Origin of the sequence: Microbacterium mcarthurae, from assembly GCF_046064585.1 — a bacterium.
In the GTDB taxonomy this organism is placed as follows: domain Bacteria; phylum Actinomycetota; class Actinomycetes; order Actinomycetales; family Microbacteriaceae; genus Microbacterium; species Microbacterium mcarthurae.
Window position 1 is genome coordinate 921149 of the sequence record NZ_JAROCE010000001.1, and the last position, 17727, is coordinate 938875.

At 71.1% G+C, this 17727-nt stretch carries 15 protein-coding genes; 8 read left to right on the plus strand and 7 right to left on the minus strand.

Annotated elements, in window-relative coordinates; genetic code table 11:
• Positions 1 to 98 precede the first annotated feature (98 nt).
• Positions 99 to 776, plus strand: a complete 678-nt coding sequence (gene phoU / locus P5G46_RS04495) for a phosphate signaling complex protein PhoU (protein WP_239275073.1) — start codon at positions 99 to 101, stop codon at positions 774 to 776.
• A gap of 61 nt (positions 777 to 837) precedes the next feature.
• Here the strand turns inward: phoU and P5G46_RS04500 are convergent, their stop codons facing one another.
• A complete protein-coding gene (locus P5G46_RS04500; RefSeq protein ID WP_239275074.1) occupies positions 838 to 1581 on the minus strand; it encodes a phosphoglyceromutase in 744 nt (247 codons plus the stop codon).
• 52 nt (positions 1582 to 1633) lie between these two features.
• Here P5G46_RS04500 and P5G46_RS04505 point away from each other — a divergent pair, with 52 nt between their 5' ends.
• The gene (locus P5G46_RS04505; RefSeq protein ID WP_239275075.1) at positions 1634 to 2431 is read left to right on the plus strand and encodes a class I SAM-dependent methyltransferase; all 798 of its coding nucleotides are present in this window, start codon (positions 1634 to 1636) and stop codon (positions 2429 to 2431) included.
• Positions 2432 to 2434: 3 nt separating this feature from the next.
• Here P5G46_RS04505 and P5G46_RS04510 read toward each other — a convergent pair whose 3' ends face one another.
• The 4 genes from P5G46_RS04510 to P5G46_RS04525 form a co-directional block, all read right to left on the minus strand.
• Positions 2435 to 3544 (minus strand): FUSC family protein, encoded by a 1110-nt coding sequence (locus tag P5G46_RS04510; protein ID WP_239275076.1) that lies wholly within the window; start codon positions 3542 to 3544, stop codon positions 2435 to 2437.
• Positions 3541 to 4644 (minus strand): CAF17-like 4Fe-4S cluster assembly/insertion protein YgfZ, encoded by a 1104-nt coding sequence (gene ygfZ, locus P5G46_RS04515; protein ID WP_408905060.1) that lies wholly within the window; start codon positions 4642 to 4644, stop codon positions 3541 to 3543. The genes P5G46_RS04510 and ygfZ overlap by 4 nt, the downstream gene beginning before the upstream one ends.
• Complete coding sequence (locus tag P5G46_RS04520; RefSeq protein WP_408905061.1) at positions 4644 to 5243, minus strand: nitrobindin family protein; 600 nt, start codon at positions 5241 to 5243, stop codon at positions 4644 to 4646. Before P5G46_RS04520 ends, ygfZ begins: the two co-directional genes overlap by 1 nt.
• A 134-nt stretch (positions 5244 to 5377) precedes the next feature.
• Positions 5378 to 5668, minus strand: a complete 291-nt coding sequence (locus tag P5G46_RS04525; RefSeq protein ID WP_239275079.1) for a hypothetical protein — start codon at positions 5666 to 5668, stop codon at positions 5378 to 5380.
• A 140-nt stretch (positions 5669 to 5808) separates the two neighbouring features.
• On the opposite strand from P5G46_RS04525, the gene P5G46_RS04530 reads away from it, so the two are divergent.
• From P5G46_RS04530 to P5G46_RS04545, 4 genes are read left to right on the plus strand one after another with little or no spacing between them, the layout of a single operon-like run.
• Positions 5809 to 6501: a response regulator transcription factor gene (locus tag P5G46_RS04530; protein WP_375095823.1), complete on the plus strand. Its 693-nt coding sequence runs from the start codon at positions 5809 to 5811 to the stop codon at positions 6499 to 6501.
• 54 nt (positions 6502 to 6555) lie between these two features.
• Positions 6556 to 8724, plus strand: a complete 2169-nt coding sequence (locus tag P5G46_RS04535) for an RNA degradosome polyphosphate kinase (protein ID WP_408905062.1) — start codon at positions 6556 to 6558, stop codon at positions 8722 to 8724.
• The gene (locus P5G46_RS04540; protein ID WP_408905063.1) at positions 8721 to 9659 is read left to right on the plus strand and encodes an NUDIX hydrolase; all 939 of its coding nucleotides are present in this window, start codon (positions 8721 to 8723) and stop codon (positions 9657 to 9659) included. Before P5G46_RS04535 ends, P5G46_RS04540 begins: the two co-directional genes overlap by 4 nt.
• The gene (locus P5G46_RS04545; RefSeq protein WP_408905064.1) at positions 9656 to 10159 is read left to right on the plus strand and encodes a 4'-phosphopantetheinyl transferase family protein; all 504 of its coding nucleotides are present in this window, start codon (positions 9656 to 9658) and stop codon (positions 10157 to 10159) included. The genes P5G46_RS04540 and P5G46_RS04545 overlap by 4 nt, the downstream gene beginning before the upstream one ends.
• A gap of 28 nt (positions 10160 to 10187) precedes the next feature.
• Here the strand turns inward: P5G46_RS04545 and P5G46_RS04550 are convergent, their stop codons facing one another.
• Entirely contained in the window at positions 10188 to 11486 is a 1299-nt protein-coding gene (locus P5G46_RS04550; RefSeq protein WP_408905065.1) for a M1 family metallopeptidase, read from the minus strand.
• On the minus strand, positions 11483 to 15391 hold the full coding sequence (locus P5G46_RS04555; RefSeq protein ID WP_408905281.1) for a Pls/PosA family non-ribosomal peptide synthetase: 3909 nt from the start codon (positions 15389 to 15391) through the stop codon (positions 11483 to 11485). Before P5G46_RS04555 ends, P5G46_RS04550 begins: the two co-directional genes overlap by 4 nt.
• 197 nt (positions 15392 to 15588) lie before the next feature.
• On the opposite strand from P5G46_RS04555, the gene pstS reads away from it, so the two are divergent.
• Positions 15589 to 16701, plus strand: coding sequence for a phosphate ABC transporter substrate-binding protein PstS (pstS, locus tag P5G46_RS04560; RefSeq protein ID WP_408905066.1), 1113 nt, complete (start codon positions 15589 to 15591; stop codon positions 16699 to 16701).
• 80 nt (positions 16702 to 16781) lie between these two features.
• Positions 16782 to 17726: a phosphate ABC transporter permease subunit PstC gene (gene pstC / locus P5G46_RS04565; protein ID WP_408905067.1), complete on the plus strand. Its 945-nt coding sequence runs from the start codon at positions 16782 to 16784 to the stop codon at positions 17724 to 17726.
• Position 17727 lies beyond the last annotated feature (1 nt).

Below are 17727 nucleotides of genomic sequence, written 5' to 3' on the forward strand. Positions count from 1 at the left end.
TTCACTGTCACAGCACCACTCGTTAACCTTCGCTGGGAAGAATCCCGGAGGGTCGCGGGACGCATGTGTGCCGTGCCGCCGACGAGGAAGGTATCGCGATGCGCGAAGTGTTCCACCAGTCCCTCGAGGACGTCCAAGGTCGACTGGTCGAGATCGCCGATCTGGTGGCGGTCGCGATCGATCGCGCCACGCGCGCCTTCGGAACGAGCGACGTCGCCCTCGCCGAGGAGGTCATCGAGGCCGACGCGATCATCGACGAGAAGGCGGTCGCGCTCGACGAGCTCGCGATCGAGATCCTCGCCCGCCAGCAGCCGGTCGCCCGCGACCTGCGCATCGTGGTCACGGCGCTGCGCGTGAGCGCGTCGCTCGAGCGCATGGGCGACATGGCCGAGCACATCGCTCAGCTCGCGCGGTCGCGCTTCCCCGAGCGCGCGATCCCCAAGGGCCTGAAGGGCACCTTCACGCGCATGGGCGAGCTCGACGTCCAGGTCGCCCGTCGTCTGGCGGAGCTGCTGCGCACGCAGGATCTGCGCATCGCCGAAGAGATCCGCGACGCCGACGACGACATCGACGAGCTGCACGTCAGCGTCTTCGAGAAGGTGCTCGGCGACTCGTGGAAGGGCGAGGCCACGGCCACCGTCGATGCCACGCTCGCCAGCCGCTACCACGAGCGCTTCGCCGACCACGCGGTCTCGGTCGCCAAGAAGGTCGTCTACCTTGCGACCGGTGACTGGGCGGGCGCGGATGACGACGTCACCCCGGCCCCGGTGATCTGACACACGATGTCGAAGGGGGTGGATGCCGATGGCATCCACCCCCTTCTCGTTGCGGTGGGCGTTACTTCTTGCCCTGCGCCGCGACGGCGGCGGCGCCGGCCGCGGCGGCCTCGGGGTCGAGGTACTCGCCGGGTCCGAGCGGCTTCATGTCATCGTCGAGCTGGTAGACCAGCGGGATCCCCGTGGGGATGTTCAGCTCCGCGATGTCGGCGTCGCTGATGCCCTCGAGGTGCTTGACGAGACCGCGCAGCGAGTTGCCGTGCGCGGTGACGAGCACCGTCTTCCCGGCCTGCAGGTCGGGGACGATGTCGTTGTGCCAGTACGGCAGCATGCGATCGATGACGATCTTGAGCGACTCGGTGTCGGGCACCTCGCCGTCGATGCCGACGTAGCGGGGGTCGCCGGACTGGCTGTACTCGTCGTCCGCGGGCAGCGGCGGCGGCGGCACGTCGAACGAGCGGCGCCACAGCATGAACTGCTCGTTGCCGAACTCCTCGAGCGTCTGCGCCTTGTCCTTGCCCTGCAGCGCCCCGTAGTGCCGCTCGTTGAGACGCCACGAGCGCTTCACGGGGATCCACAGGCGGTCCGCGGCGTCGAGGGCGATGTTGGCCGTCTGGATGGCACGGCTGAGCACGGAGGTGTGCAGCACGTCGGGCAGGACGCCCGATTCCTTCAGGAGTTCGCCGCCGCGCTGGGCCTCGGCCTTCCCCTGGTCGGTGAGCCGGACGTCGACCCAGCCGGTGAACTGGTTGGTCTTGTTCCACTCGCTCTGCCCGTGGCGGAGGAGGATCAGCGTGTGAGGCATGCCTCCATGCTAGCGACGCCGCACGGGCCGTTCCGAGCCGGCGACTGGCATCATGTCGGACGTGACCCCCTCCCCCATCGGCCGCCCCACGCGCGGCACCACGGGGGTCAATCGTCTGCGGCGGGTGGATCGCTGGATCGCACGGCATCCGGTGTTGCGGCGGACCGACGACCCCCTCGTGGTCGACCTGGGTTTCGGCGCCAGCGCGGTGACCCCTCTCGAACTGCACGCACGGGTGACCCGCGTACGCCCGGATGCCACCGTCCTGGGCCTCGAGATCGATCCGGAACGGGTCTCCCGCGCCCGGGCGCAGGCCGAGGGCGTGCCCGGACTCGACTTCGCGCTCGGGGGGTTCGAGATCCCCATCGCCGGCGGCCGGAGGCCCGCGATCATCCGGGCGATGAACGTGCTCCGGCAGTACGACGAGGCCGACGTCGCCGACGCGTGGGCCCGGATGTGCGGACGCTTGGCGCCCGACGGCATCCTGGTCGAGGGGACGTGCGACGAGATCGGGCGGGTCGTGACGTGGATCGAGGTGGGTGCGGATGCCGAGCCGCGCACCCTCAGCGTCTCTCTCCGTCTCGCGGGCTTGGAGGATCCTGCCATCCTCGCCGAGCGTCTGCCGAAGGCGCTGATCCATCGCAACGTGCCGGGCGAACGCGTGCACGACTACGTCGGCGCGCTGCAGCGGGAGTGGAACCGTGCCGCGGTCGTCGCGCCGTTCGGCCCCGTGCACCGGTGGCGCACGACCGTCGAGGCCCTCGCGACGGCAGGGTGGCCGGTGCGGGGGCGCTCCCGCTGGCGGCTCGGCGAGGTGAGCGTCGACTGGAGCGCGGTGGCTCCGCGCTGAGGGTCAGATCCGCGGGAGCAGCGCCTGGGCCTCGGCGGATGGCATCCCGGTCGCCACGAGCAGGTCGACCGTGAGCGGGCGCATGGCCGCGACGAGGTTGATCTCGCCGATGTTGCCGTCGGGGAGGATAGCCGCCGGATCCAGACGCCGAGCGAGGGCCGCGAGGGCGGCGCGGGCGGCGGGCTCCATCGAGACGTCGTCGAGCGCGTCGCGCACGAGTCCGGCGCCGCGCTCGATCTCGCCGAGCAGATCCGCGGGCACCGCTCGTGCCTGTCCGTCGGCGCACAGGTACGCCGCACGCCGAGCGACGACGCGCAGATTGCGCGTCGCCAGGTCCATCGCCGCACGCACCCGCGCATGGCGCTCGAGCTCGGTCCGCTGCCGCCGGAGGAACGGAGAGATCCGCGCGACCTCCTGTCCGGACTCCAGCGATCCGCTCCACGCGTCGACGTAGGTCTGCAGGGCGCGCGCGCGTTCGAGGCCGCGTTCGGCCCGGGCACGGTCGCCGCGCCGCAGGGCCCGCACGATGGTCGCCGTGGCGACGTCGAAGGCGTCGAAGAGTTCGTCGGCGTCACGGAGCTCGGTCCGGCGCAGCGTGCGCGGGATGAGCGCGGTGACCAGCAGCGCCGCCGCTCCCCCGACGGCGCCGTCGATGACGCGGACGAACGGGGCACCCGTGACGAGCACGAGCGCGATGAGCGCCTGGACGACCGCGGCGAGCGCGAACCCCGGCTGTGGCGAAAGAAAACGCGACACCACCAGCGTGACCAGCATCGCCAGGCCGATCTGCCACCAGCCGGCACCCGCGAGAAGGAGCACGAGCTCGGCCAGCAGGATGCCGACGAGCATCCCCGCGACGGTCTCGGCCACACGCCACGGTCGCGCGTCGCGCACGAGCCCGAGGCTCGAGACGGTGACGGTCGCCGCGAGCAGCGGTACGGTGTGGCCCAGCACGAAATGCGCGAAGGCGTACGCGGCGGTGGCGGCCACGACGATCTGCACGATCGCCGGAAGCGACTCCCGCACCCGGCCGAGCCGGCGTCGCAGCGTCGCACGCAGACGCGATCGAGGAACGACGACGCCGGTCGTCGTGGAAGACTCCTCGCCGGTCATTCCGCGGCGCGGCGACGACCGAGGCGCGGCAAGCGCGGCACGCCCGCGGTGGCGCCGGCGTCCGCCGGCACGACCGTCTCGACGGACGCGGCGATCGGGCCGTCGGTCGTGTCCACGACGTACGGCACATCGGCGGGCGCCGTGCGCTTGACCAGGGCCAGCGCGATGGGACCCTCTTCATAGTGCACTGCGACCGACGTCACGGCGCCGACGGGGTCGTCACCCACGCGGACGACGTCGCCGCGCGCGGGCAGCACGCTGTCGCTTCCGTCGAGCTGCAGGGCCACGACTCGACGGGGCGGGTGTCCGAGGTTGTGCACCTTGGCGACCGTCTCCTGCCCGCGGTAACAGCCTTTGGAGAGGTGCACGGCCGTGCGCAACCAGTCCATCTCGTGGGGAAGCAAGCGTTCATCCGCGTCGACCGCGAGGCGTGGACGCCAAGCGGCGACGCGCAGAGCCTCCACGGCGTCGCGACCGGCCAGAGACATCTCGCCGGCAGCGGCGGCGGCCACGACGCGGTCGAACTCGGCGGCATCCACGACCGCTTCGGCCCAGTCGCGCTCGACACCCGGGTGGTCGTCGACACGGGCGTACGCCCACCCACCGGGCGAGACGTCCGGCCACGGATCGACCCACACGACGGGAACGCCCGCCGGTGAGATCGCCGCCAGCGCGCCGACGGCGGCACGCGTCCCGCCGACGACGGAGAGCTCGTCGGACCGGTCGCGCACCTCCACCCGGAGACGGAAGCGCATGCGGCCGAGCCACGTCGCGAGCGGCTCGGCGTCGGCGGCATCCACGAGGAGCCAGGTCGTGTCACCGTCGTCGACCACGGCGGCGGCGTGCTCGACCCGACCGTGCGGGTCGAGGATCAGCGTCTCGGTCGACACCCCGGCCGGGAGGTGCGTGAGCGCCTGCGACGACAGCGAGTCGAGCCAGCTCAGCCGGTCGGGTCCGGTGACCGAGATCACTCGCCGATCGCCCAGGGGGGCGAGGGCGGTACCGGATGCCAGCTTCCGCTGCTCGGCGAGGGGCGCACCGACGTGACGGAGACCCGCCTCGTCGACGACGGCCCCGGGGACTTCGGAGAGAGAGGGCATCACTCCACCCGGGCCAGACGCGCGGAGGCGTGCGACGACAGTTCGCGGCCGAACGCCGCGATGTCCCACGCCCACAGAAGGTGGTCGTCGACGAGTCCGTACAGCCGGGTCGCGGACCCATAGGGCTTGGCCCCCGCGGTGCGGACGACCGCGTCGGTGGCCAGGTCGATGCGGGGACCGCGCACCTGGCCGAGGTACAGCTCGAGGATGCCGTCGGCGTGGGCGAGGCTCACCTCGAGCGGGAAACCGCCCTCGTCGGTGCGCAACGCTTCGACGTCGTCGGCGGTGCGGCGGGGGGCCTCGGCGGTGGCGGGCAGCAGGGCGGGGCCCGGATCCGCGTCGGTGGCGGGACGCGCGACGCGCCAGTACCCCGTCTCGGATACGAGGGGACGGCGGTCCTCGCCGTCGAGGAGCCACGCGTGCGCGGTGTAGTTCAGGAAGTCGCCGCCGTCATGGCTGAAGCTCACGCGGTGCGCGAACTCGCCCGAGAACGTGCGGCCGTCGGCCTCGTAGTCGATGACGCCGGTGCCCTCCCACACGCCGATCAGCCACGAGAGCGGGACGAGGTCGGCGGGGAGGTCGGTCGGAATCTCGATCACGACGGCGCTCGTCAGCGCTGGCCGCGGTAGAGGTTCCAGATGACCGTTCCGGAGACGAAGGCGATCGCGAGCGAGGCGAGGCCGAGAAGTCCCACGAAGAAGAGTTCGAGCGCGAGGAGGTCCATGGCCCAATCCTACCGGGGAACGATGGATGCCAGCCCGAACCCCGCGGTGATGAGGCCGAGCACCACGAGGGCACCCAGGACGCTGACGGCGACCCTCTGGATGAACGCCTGCGACCGTCCGCCCCACAGCTGCACGGCGAACGCCGCGATGACGCACCCGCCGAGCGCGACGGTGATCCACTGCGCCCGCCACTCCGTCGGGACGAACAGCCCGATGGCTACGCCCGCGACGACGGCCAGGACCCACACGGCGACGATGCCGCCGAAGGTGCGGCGCGGCGCGAGATCAGGGGTGGACATGCCCCCATCATTCCGCACGCCGGCCGTTTCTCGCGCGCCTCGGACGTCACATGCGTCGCCGGACGGCAGCGTGACGGCGGCACCGCGCGGCTGACCCTAAGATGGGCGGGTGTGCGGCAGGCCCGCACGGGGAGGTCCGTTTGGCTCAGCTTCTCGTTCTCAGCTCCGCCCCCGGCGGCAGCGCTGTGCTGCCTGCGCTCGAACTGCTGAGCCACCGGGTCCGGCAGATCCCCGCCGAGCCGGCGCAGCTGGTCAATGCGCCGAGCGCCGACGTCGTCTTCGTCGACGCGCGCGTCGACCTCGTCGGCGCGAAGTCGCTGTGCAAGATCCTCACCACGACGGGGATGGAAGCTCCCCTCGTGCTGGTGGTCACCGAGGGCGGTCTGACCGCCGTGTCCACCGACTGGGGCGTCGACGACGTCGTGCTCGTGGGGGCCGGGCCCGCCGAGATCGACGCGCGCATCCGCCTCGCCATGGGACGCCGCAGCGCCGAGCAGGTGTCGTCCCGCATCTCGACGTCGGGGATCACCATCGACGAGTCCTCCTACTCGGCGAAGGTCCACGGCAAGCCGCTCGACCTGACGTACAAGGAGTTCCAGCTCCTGCACTTCTTCGCCACGCACCCCTCCCGCGTCTTCACGCGCGAGCAGCTGCTGAGCGAGGTGTGGGGCTACGACTACTTCGGCGGCACCCGCACCGTCGATGTGCACGTCCGGCGCCTGCGCGCCAAGCTCGGCGACCTCGAGCAGCTCATCGGCACGGTGCGCAACGTGGGGTATCGCTTCAACGTCTACGAAGACGATCAGCCGCCCGTCCCGGCCGCAACGCCCTGACCCCTCGGCGCACACGTTCACGCGCACGTCATCGTCCCCTGCAATGATGTGGGAATGATCGAACACGACGTGCTGGACGCGGGCCTCGGTGACGCGGACGACGACGACTTCGACGAGGCGGTGGAGGCCGAGGACGCCCAGCTCCCCGACCACCGGTACCTCGACCGCGAGGTCAGCTGGCTGGCGTTCAATCAGCGCGTGCTCGAGCTGGCCGAGGACCCCACCGTCCCGGTGCTCGAGCGGGCCAACTTCCTCGCCATCTTCGCCAGTAACCTCGACGAGTTCTTCATGGTGCGGGTCGCGGGCCTGAAGCGCCGCATCGTCACGGGTCTCGCCGTCCCCACGAACGTCGGTCGCGCTCCCCAGGACGTCCTGGCCGACATCTCCGCCGAGGCCCACCGCCTTCAGCTGCGTCACGCCGCCGTCTGGACCGACCAGGTGCGCCCCGCCCTCGCCGAGGCGGGCATCGAGGTGGTGTCGTGGGATTCCCTCGACGAGCATTCCTCCGCGCGGCTCACCGAGTACTTCCAGCGCAACGTCTTCCCGGTGCTCATGCCGCTGGCCGTCGACCCCGCGCACCCCTTCCCCTACATCTCCGGCCTGTCGCTGAACCTGGCCATCCGCATCCGCAACGCCCGCACGGGGCGTCAGGAGTTCGCTCGCCTCAAGGTGCCCCCGATGCTCCCCCGGTTCGTCGAGGTGCCCGGCGACGGCCCCGGGGTGCGGTATCTCCCCCTGGAGGAGCTCATCTCCAACCATCTCGGCGATCTCTTCCCCGGGATGGAGGTCCTCGATCACCACGCGTTCCGGCTCACCCGGAACGAAGACGTCACGATCGAGGAGGACGAGACCGAGAACCTCATCCAGGCACTCGAGGCCGAGCTGCTGCGCCGCCGGTTCGGCCCGCCGATCCGTCTCGAGATCACCGACGACATGGATGACGTCACGCGCGAGCTGCTGCTCGGCGAACTCGACATCACCGAGCAGGAGGTCTACCGCCTCCCCGGTGCGCTGGACCTCCGCGGGCTCTTCGACCTGTCGCGCATCGACCGTCCCGACCTGCACTACCCGCCGCACGTGCCGAAGACGGCGCTGGCGTTCCAGCCGGGCGAGCAGAACGGCCGCGCCGACGTCTTCGGCGCGATCCGCAAGGCGGATGTGCTCGTGCATCACCCCTACGAGTCGTTCGCGACCAGCGTTCAGGCGTTCCTGGAGCAGGCGGCGAAGGACCCGAACGTCCTCGCCATCAAGCAGACCCTGTACCGCACGTCCGGCGACAGCCCGATCGTCCAGGCGCTCATCGACGCGGCCGAGGCCGGCAAGCAGGTGCTCGCGCTCGTCGAGGTGAAGGCGCGCTTCGACGAGGCGAACAACATTGTGTGGGCGCGCAAGCTCGAGAAGGCGGGCGTCCACGTCGTCTACGGCCTCGTCGGCCTCAAGACCCACTGCAAGCTCGCCCTCGTCATCCGTGAGGAGGAGGGTCGACTGCGCCACTACAGCCACGTCGGCACCGGCAACTACAACCCCAAGACGAGCCGCATCTACGAAGACTTCGGCCTGTTCACCGTCGACGACCAGGTCGGGCGCGATCTCACCCGCCTGTTCAACGAGCTCAGCGGCTACGCCATCGAGAAGAAGTTCAAGCGGCTCCTCGTCGCCCCGCTGCACCTGCGCAAGGGCCTCGTGCGCCACATCGAACGAGAGCGCGCGAACGCGCTCGAGGGCAAGCCGTCCGGGGTGCGCATCAAGGTCAACTCGATGGTCGACGAACAGATCATCGACGCCCTCTACCGGGCGAGCCAGGCGGGCGTGTCCGTCGAGGTCTGGGTGCGCGGCATCTGTTCCATCAAGCCGGGCGTCCCGGGCATGAGCGAGAACATCCGGGTGCGGTCGATCCTCGGCCGCTACCTCGAGCACTCCCGCATCTTCACCTTCGTCAACGACGGCGACCCGCAGGTGTTCATCGGCAGCGCCGACATGATGCACCGCAACCTCGACCGTCGCGTCGAGGCGCTCGTGCGCGTCGTGGATGCCAAGCAGATCCAGGAACTGTCCGACCTGTTCGACCTGGCGATGGACGACGGCACGAGTTCGTGGCACCTCGGCCCCGACGGCGAATGGACGCGGCACAGCACGTCCGCCGACGGCACACCGTTGATCGATCTGCAGGAGCACACCATGTCGCGCGTCCAGCGCAAGCGGCGCTCGCGGGCGGTCCGGTGACCGAAACCGCCGTCTACGCCGCCGGCGGAGTGGTGTGGCGCCTGGTCGAGGGCAAGTACCGCGTCCTGCTCATCCATCGCACCAAGTACCGCGACGTCACGCTTCCCAAGGGCAAGGTCGACCCCGGCGAGACCCTGGCCGAGACCGCTGTGCGTGAGATCCGTGAGGAGACCGGCATCCGGGTCGCCCTCGGGGTCCCTGTCGGAGTGTCCCGGTACCGGATGCCGAGCTCCCGGACGAAGATCGTGCACTACTGGGCGGCCGAGGCCACCGACGCCGCCGTGCGCACGTCCACGTTCGTGCCGAACAAGGAGATCGCGGCGATCGAGTGGGTGGGCCTGAAGAAGGCTCGGAAGCACCTCAGCTACCCCGTCGACATCGAGATCCTCGACGAGTTCGTCCGTCTCGTCGACGAGCAGGCCCTCCCCACCTTCCCGATCGTGGCGCTCCGCCACGCGAAGGCGCGCTCCCGCGACGAGTGGGACGGGTCGGACACGGCGCGCCCGCTGAGCACGAGGGGCCGCCGTCAGGCGAACGCGATCGTCGGTCCGCTCCTGGCGTTCGGAATCCGGCGGATCGTGTCCAGCCCGGCGGAACGCTGCGTGCGAACGGTGACACCACTGTCCGCGACCCTCGCGCAGCGTGTGCAGCTGAGCGAGGCGATCAGTCAGGACGCGTGGGAAGAGGGACGCAGCGACGCGCGCACGGTCGTGGGGGAACGCGTCCGCGCCCGCAAACCGGTGGTGCTCGTCAGCCACGGTCCCGTGCTCCCGGACATCATGCACGAGCTGGCGCTGGCCACGGGCACGATGCGCGGATCGTACCTCGGCAGCTCATCGGCGCTGGATCCGGCCGGGTTCTCGGTGGCCCACATCCCGGTCTCCCACCCGGGATCGGGCATCGTCGCGATCGAGACGCACGAGCCGCAGGTGTGACGCTTCCGGCCGAGATCCGCGTGGCGTGGCGCCGTATCCCCGAGGGCGTCGAGCGCCGCACCGTCTCCCGCGCCCTCCTGGCCGAGCTGCTCCCGGGGGCGTCGTTCGCCGCGCGGTGCGCCCGCTGCGGGGGTGAGCATGGCCGGCTCCGCGTGTCGGGGGCGGATGCCGCGGTGTCGGTGTCCTACGCCGAAGGATGGGCGTTCGCGGTGACGGCATCCGGGGCGATGAGCGTGGGTCTGGATGCCGTGCCGGTTGCGGTGACGGGCCTCGAACGGGTGCTCCCCGGCGCCGATGCAGGGGCATGGGCCCGTGTCGAGGCGGTGCTCAAGGCCGACGGGCGGGGACTCGCCGTCGATCCTGCACGCGTCCGATTCGCCGCGGCCTCGCCCGGTGCGGACTGGAACGCCCGCGTCGACGACGGTCCCGCGCTGACGGGGTGGGATTTCACGGGACCGCCCGGGGTCGTCGTCGCCGTGGCACTGCCCCCGCGGGGCTGACGCGCTTCGGCGATGCGCGCTCGGACCCTCAGCCCCGCGGCGGCAGCTCGGCGCGGTCGATCCAACGCGACAGCAGGGCCACGGCATCCGGTCCGCCCGCCGCGCGCACGGCGGCACGGAAGTCGTCGGTCGTGACGAGCGAGTGCCGATGGGTCGAGGTCCATCTGCGCACCAGATCGAAGAACGCGTCGTCCCCGATGAGCCGCCGCACGGCGTGCAGAGCGAGCGCGCCGCGCTTGTAGACGCGGTCGTCGAACATGTCGTCCGGTCCCGGGTCGACCAGCAGCAGGTCGTGCGGCTGCGCGGCCACGCGCGCCTCGTGGGTGCGGGCCCAGTCGTCCGCGGTGCGACCTCCGGATGCCTCGGACCACAGCCATTCCGCGTAGCAGGCGAAGCCTTCGTTGAGCCAGATGTCGCTCCAGCGCGCAATCCCGACGCTGTTGCCGAACCACTGGTGGGCCAGCTCGTGCGCGATCAACCGCTGCGCCGCGGGAACGAGGTGGTTCATGCCGAAGACGGCCAGCCCCTGTGCTTCCAGCGGGATCTCGAGCTCGTCGGCCGTGACGACGAGCGTGCACGCCTCCTGCGGGTATGGACCGAACAGCTCGCCGAAGACGCGCAGCATCTCGGGCACCGTCGCGAACGCGCGATCGGCCGCCGCGGACAGCGCGGGCGGAGCCGTGACGGTCACGGCGGGCACGTCATCGGCCCCGGTCCCCGCAAGCGGCACGGTCCGATAGCGACCCACGTGGACGGCGGCGAGATAGGTGGCGGTTGGGACGTTCGAGGTGAAGGTCGTCGTGACCCGTCCGCCCCGCCGCACGGAGGGACCGGCGACGCCCGTGGCGGCGACCGTGTACCCCTCGTCGACGGTCACGCGCAGGGTCATGCGCGCACGATCGTCCGGACGGTCGTTGCACGGGAACCACGTCGGAGCGCCGATGGGCTGGCCGGCGACGAGCGCTCCGTCGGTCAGTTCCTCCCATCCAACGGCTCCCCACCGCGACCGCCGCGGGGCGGGGGCGCCCGCGTAGGCCACCTCGACCTCGAAGGCCTGGCCGGGAACGAGGGATGCCGGGGGCGTCACCCGCAGCTTCCCCGCCGCGGCCGTGAATCGCGCGGGCGCCGCATCGACTCTCACCCGCGATGCCCGAAGCCCGACGAGGTCGAGGACGACGGTCGCCAGCGCATCGGTGGCGACGGCGGCGATGACGGCGGTTCCCTCGAGACGGTTCGTGCGGACGCGGTATCCCAGCGTCACGTCGTACGACGTGACGCGATACCCGGCGTCGCCGCTCTGGGGAGCGTACGGATCGACCCCGCTCACGTGGTCGACTGGTAGGCGCGCACCTTCACCGCGCGCCACGGTCCGATGGGGTTGCCGCTCCACCGCGAGCCCACCGGGACGGACTCACCCCGCATGACCAGCGAGGCGGGGCCGACGGTGGCGTGCGCCCCGACGGTCGAGGCGGGCAGCACCACGCTGTGCGGCCCGAGGGTCGCACCGGGCTCGAGCTCGACGGTGTCCATGCTCATGATTCGATCATGGAAAAGATGGGTCTGCACGACGCACCCGCGGTTGACGGTCGAGGCGTCGCCGAGCGTCACCAGGTCGGGCTCCGGCAACCAGTAGCTCTCGCACCACACGCCCCGCCCGATGCGGGCGCCGAGACTGCGCAGCCAGACCGCGAGCGCGGGGGTGCCCGCGGCGGCCCGAGCGAACCAGGGAGCGGCGACCATCTCGGTGAACGTGTCCGAGACCTCGGTGCGCCAGACGAAGCTGGACCACAGCGGCTGCTCGCCCGCACGGATGACCCCGACGATGAGCCACTTCGCCGCCGTCGAGACACCGGCTGCCACCGCCCCCGCGGCCAGCAGCACGATTCCCGAGAGCAGGAGCGTCCCCACCGGCCCCGTCGCCTCCCACAGCGCGGCGAGCGCGAACAGCACGGCGAGCCCGATGCCGCAGGTCACGACGACGGGCACGAAGCGCCCGAGCTCCCACAGGGCGCGCGCGACCCGCAGGGCGCGCGTCGGACGGTACGTGCGCGATTCGTCCCCCTCCGCCGACAACCGTCGCAACCGCACCGCGGGTGAGCCCAGCCACGAGGATCCGGGCTTCGCCTTCCGCGGCGCCGACGACAGCACCGCGACCAGTCCGTCGCGCGGGACCCGGTGTCCGGGGGCCGCCATGCCCGAGTTGCCGAGGAACGCGCGCTTTCCGATGCGCACCGGCCCGACGCGCAGCCATCCCGCGCGCAATTCGTACGACGCCACCATCGTGTCGTCCGCGAGGAACGCCCCGTCCTCAATCCACGTCATCGTCGGCAGGAGGAGCACCGTGGATGCTTCGACGTCGCGGCCCACCCGCGCGCCGAGCAGACGCAGCCAGACGGGGGTGAACAGGCTCGAGTACAGGGGGAACAGGATCGTCCGCGCCGCGTCCAACAGGCGCTCGATCGTCCACGCCTGCCATGCGACACGGCTGCGCACGGGGAAGGTCCCCTCCACGAGGCCGATCGAGAGGATCCGGACCAGGAGTACGACGGATGCCGCGAACACCAGGCCCGTGACGGCGACACCGGGGACGAGCCAGGCGAACGCCGCCACAGCGGCGGCGGCGAGAGAGTCCGCCCCGCGGAGACCGTGGGCCACCACGAGACCCCCGACGGCGAAGGCGGTGAGCGGGAGCAGGGCCAGGACGACCGCCGAAGCGGCGTAGGCCCACAGCCAGCGCGTCGGGGCGGGGGGACGCTGCGCCGGCCATCCCCTGGTGGTTCCGCCGACGCGGACGGCGGGCGAACCCGCCCACGACTGATCGGCCTTGACGCGGCCGAACACCGCCGAGCCGGGGGCGATCTCGGCGCGCCGGCCGATTCGGGTGCCCGGGGCGAGGGTGGAGCGTGCCCCGACTGTGGCATCCGCCCCGATACGCACCTCTCCGATGCGCACGAGATCGCCGTCGATCCAGTAGCCGGTGAGATCGACCTCCGGTTCGATGGAAGCCCCGTCGCCGATCTCGAGCATCCCGGTGACCGGCGGAATCGCGTGGAGGTCGACGTTGCGGCCGATCCGCGCTCCGAGCGCACGAGCGTAGTAGGACACCCACGGCGCGCCCGCGAGACCCACCGCGTCCACCTGGGCGGCGATCTGCTCGGACAGCCACAGCCGCACGTGCACCCATCCGCCCCGGGGGTAGTCGCCGGGGCGCAGCCCGGCCAGGAGCACCCGCGCCGCCGCGACGGCGATCGCCATGCGTCCGAACGGGGTCGCGAACACGAGGAGGCCGACGAGGAGGATCGGCCACGGTACGTCCGGAAGCACCTCGAAACCGGCGGTGGTCTGCAGGATCGCCGAGGCGGTGAGGAGGTACAGCAGCCACCGCACGCCCGAGAGGATGAACAGTGGAGCCCCCAGGAGCGTCTGCACCCACTGCGTCGCCCGTGGTGTCGGCGACGGGCGGTGGAACGTCGCCGGTGCGTCGTCGGTCAGCTGTGGCCCCAGCGCCTTGGCCATCGCCCCCAGGCGCGGGACGTCGTAGATATCGGCGACCGAGAACTCCGGCACACGGGCGCGGATCCGCGAGACCAACTGCGCCGCCGACAGGGATCCCCCGCCCAGGTCGAAGAAGTCCGCCTTGCGTTCGGTCACGGGGAGGCCGAGCACCGCCTGCCACTGCTCGGCGAGCCACGCCTCATCCGGCGAGAAATCGGCGGCGGCGGGGGCGTCGACGCCGGGGAGCGGCCACGGCAGAGCGGCGCGGTCGACCTTGCCCGAGGTGCGGACGGGAAGCTCGTCGACGACACCCAGCAACGGGATGGTGGCCGCCGGCAGACGCTCCGCGAGCGCCGCACGGGCGGCGGCGCGATCGAGCTCAGCCCCCTCGTCCATCACGAGGTAACCGACGAGAACGGGCACACCCGCACCGGTCGTGCGGACAGCGACCGTGGCGGCATGGACCCGGGGCAGATCCTGCAGAGCCGACTCCACCTCCCCCAGCTCGATCCGGCGACCGCCGACCTTCACCTGATCGTCGGCGCGCCCCTGGAAGACCAGTCCCGCGCTCTCGAAGCGGACGAGGTCGCCGGATCGGTACGCGCGCTCCCACCCGAGCGTCGGCATGGGCGCGTACTTCTCGGCATCCTTCGCCGGGTCGAGGTACCGCGCGAGGCCCACTCCCCCGATGATGAGCTCGCCGACCCCTCCCTCGGCGACCGGGTACCCCTCGGCGTCGACCACCGCCAGCGCCCAGCCGTCCAAGGGCAGACCGATGCGGACCGGCAGAGTGCCGTCGAGCGGAGCGGCGCACGCCACCACGGTCGCCTCGGTGGGGCCGTAGGTGTTCCAGACCTCGCGCCCGTCCGCCACGAGCCGCGCGGCAAGTTCGGGTGGGCACGCCTCGCCGCCGAAGATCAGCAGGCGCACGTTCTCGATCGCGTCGGCGGGCCACATCGCCGCGAGGGTGGGGACGGTCGAGACGACCGTGATGCCCTGTCGCAGCAGCCACGGCGCCAGATCCTCGCCGGAGCGCACGAGGGAACGCGGGGCGGGCACGAGGCACGCCCCGTGTCCCCACGCGAGCCACATCTCCTCGCACGACGCGTCGAAGGCCACCGACAGCCCGGCGAGCACGCGATCCCCCGGCCCGAGCGGGTCCTCCTGGAGGAACAGCCGCCCCTCCGCCTCGACGAACGCCGCCGCCGACCGATGCGTGACGGCGACACCCTTGGGCACCCCGGTAGAACCCGACGTGAAGATGATCCACGCGTCGTCGTCGACGGCGGGCGGTGGCACGATCGGAACCGCACTCGTACGGGGGTGCGGAGCCGCGCCGTCATAGAGCCGCACCACCTGCGCGTCGCCCGCGACGAACTCCCCGTCGCCCGCCACGATGCCTTTCACCCCCGCCTCGCTGAACACCAGACGCGCGCGCTCGTCAGGGTCGTCGGCATCCACGGGGACATAAGCGGCACCCGCCGCCATCACGGCGAGGATCGAGACGTACAGCTCCTTCGAACCCGACGGCATGCGCACGCCCACCCGGTCGCCGCGACCGACCCCGGCGTCGTGCAGGGCGGCGGCCGTGCGCCACACCCTGGCCAACAGCTCGCGGTAGCTGAGGGCGCCGGAACCGTCGTCTATCGCGGAGGCTTCCGGATGCCGGGCGGCGACGTCGGCGAGGAGATCGATGAGCGTGCGCGGCGGCGCGGCGGCGCTCGTGCGATCGAGCATCGCCTGGGGCGAGAACGCGGGGGTCGTCACGGGGGTGAAGCGTATACGGGCCGGGGAAACGCCCCGGAAAGGCCGCCCCGGTTCACCTTCCGTTCACCCGTGCAACGCACTCTGGTAAGGGTCGGCGTTTAGCGTTCCCGGCGAACCCCGCACAGGGTTTCGACCACAGCACCCGATATCCAGAAGGATTCCACATCGTGAAGATCACTCGCTTCGCCCAGCTCGGCGCCGTCTCGGCCGTCGCAGCACTCGCTCTCGCCGGTTGTGCCGCGAACGAGGGCGGATCCGGCAGCACCGACGGTGGCGGCTCGGGCTCCACGCTCTCCGGCGAGGTCGCCAGCGGCGGCTCGTCGGCTCAGGAGGTCGCGGTCCAGGCCTGGACCGCCGGTTTCCAGACCGCCAACCCCGACGTCACCATCACCTACGAGCCCTCGGGTTCGGGTGCGGGACGCGAGTCGTTCCAGGCCGGCGCCTTCCCCTTCGTCGGCTCCGACCGCGCATTCAACGACGAGGAGATCGCCTCCGGCGAGTTCGCCGCATGCGTCGACGGCTCGGGCATCATCGAGCTGCCGACCTACATCTCGCCGATCGCCGTCATCTTCAACCTCGAGGGTGTCGACTCGCTCAACCTCGACGCCGCGACGGTGGCGGGCCTGTTCGCCGGCACGATCACCAACTGGAACGACCCGGCCATCGCCGCGACCAACCCGGGTGTCACCCTGCCCGACCTCGCCGTGACCCCCGTCCACCGTCAGGACGACTCGGGCACCACCGAGAACTTCACCGACTACCTCTACCAGGCCGCCCCGAGCGTCTGGACGTCGGAGCCCGACGGCGAGTGGCCGCTGAGCTCGGGCGAGGCCGCCAACGGCACCTCCGGTGTCGTCTCGGCCGTCTCCGGCGCCAACGGCACCATCGGCTACGCCGACGCGTCGCGCGCCGCCGAGGAAGGCCTGTCCACGGTCGCGATCAAGGTCGGCGAAGAGTTCGTCGCCTACTCGCCCGAGGCTGCCGCCGCCATCGTCGACGCCTCGCCGTTCGTCGAGGGCCGCACCGAGGGCGACCTCGCGATCGAGCTCGAGCGCGACTCGCAGGAGGCGGGCGTCTACCCGATCGTCCTCATCAGCTACATGATCGCGTGCCAGGAGTACGCCGACGCGTCGAGCGCTCCGATCGTGAAGTCGTTCCTGCAGTACGTCGCGAGCGAAGAGGGCCAGCAGGCGGCCGCCGAGGCGGCCGGTAGCGCCCCCATCACCGACACGCTGCGCGAGCGCGTGAACTCGGCGATCGACCTGATCGTCGCGGAGTAATCACCCCTTTGGATGCCCGGCCCGATGCGTCACCGCGTCGGGCCGGGTTTCCGCCCGTTATCGACCCGAAACAGGAAGCCATGACAGCCACCACTGCTCCGGCACCCGAAAAGCCGAAGCAACGCCCCGGAGACCGCGTCTTCTCCGGTACCGCCCTGTTCGCAGGGTCGATGATTCTCGTCACGCTCGCCGCGGTGACGATCTTCCTCGTCGTCCAGTCCATTCCTGGCTTCACCGCCACGAGCGAGAACGCCTCGGTCCTGGGCAGCAACTTCTGGGCCTACGTCGGCCCTCTCGCCTTCGGAACGATCTGGGCTTCGATCCTGGCCCTCATCCTCGCCGTGCCGCTGTCGGTCTGCGTCGCCCTCTTCATCTCGCACTACGCGCCGCGCCGGTTGGCTCAGGGCCTCGGCTACATCGTCGACCTCCTGGCGGCCGTCCCCTCGGTCGTCTTCGGCCTGTGGGGCATCCTGGTTCTCGCTCCCGCGATCCAGCCGGTCTACGCGTGGCTCAACACCAACGCCGGCTGGTTCCCGCTCTTCTCCGGCACGGTGTCGGCGACGGGCCGAACGATCCTCACCGCCGCCGTCGTCCTCGCCGTCATGATCACGCCCATCATCACGGCGATCTGTCGTGAGATCTTCCTGCAGACCCCCGTCCTCCACGAAGAGGCCGCGCTCGCCCTCGGCGCCACGCGCTGGGAGATGATCCGCATGGCCGTCTTCCCCTTCGGTCGCAGCGGAATCGTCTCGGCCTCGATGCTGGGCCTGGGCCGTGCGCTCGGCGAGACCATGGCGGTGGCCCTGGTGCTCTCGGCATCCGGTGTCGTCACCTTCCAGCTCTTCACGTCCGAGAACCCGAGCACGATCCCCGCCAACATCGCGCTCACCTTCCCCGAGGCCTACGGCTTCAACGTCAACGTGCTCATCGCCACCGGCCTTGTGCTCTTCATTGTCACTTTCGCTGTGAATGCGCTGGCGCGCTACGTCGTGAGCCGTCGCAAGGAATTCTCGGGGGCCAACTGAC

Bases quoted from the DNA above. Each gene is read 5' to 3' on its own strand.
- P5G46_RS04555 (WP_408905281.1), bottom strand. From the start codon at position 15,391: ATGCTCGATCGCACGAGCGCCGCCGCGCCGCCGCGCACGCTCATCGAT.
- pstC (WP_408905067.1), top strand. From the start codon at position 16,782: ATGACAGCCACCACTGCTCCGGCACCCGAAAAGCCGAAGCAACGCCCC.
- P5G46_RS04500 (WP_239275074.1), bottom strand. From the start codon at position 1,581: ATGCCTCACACGCTGATCCTCCTCCGCCACGGGCAGAGCGAGTGGAAC.
- P5G46_RS04535 (WP_408905062.1), top strand. From the start codon at position 6,556: ATGATCGAACACGACGTGCTGGACGCGGGCCTCGGTGACGCGGACGAC.
- ygfZ (WP_408905060.1), bottom strand. From the start codon at position 4,644: ATGCCCTCTCTCTCCGAAGTCCCCGGGGCCGTCGTCGACGAGGCGGGT.
- P5G46_RS04525 (WP_239275079.1), bottom strand. From the start codon at position 5,668: ATGTCCACCCCTGATCTCGCGCCGCGCCGCACCTTCGGCGGCATCGTC.
- phoU (WP_239275073.1), top strand. From the start codon at position 99: ATGCGCGAAGTGTTCCACCAGTCCCTCGAGGACGTCCAAGGTCGACTG.
- P5G46_RS04510 (WP_239275076.1), bottom strand. From the start codon at position 3,544: ATGACCGGCGAGGAGTCTTCCACGACGACCGGCGTCGTCGTTCCTCGA.
- P5G46_RS04505 (WP_239275075.1), top strand. From the start codon at position 1,634: ATGTCGGACGTGACCCCCTCCCCCATCGGCCGCCCCACGCGCGGCACC.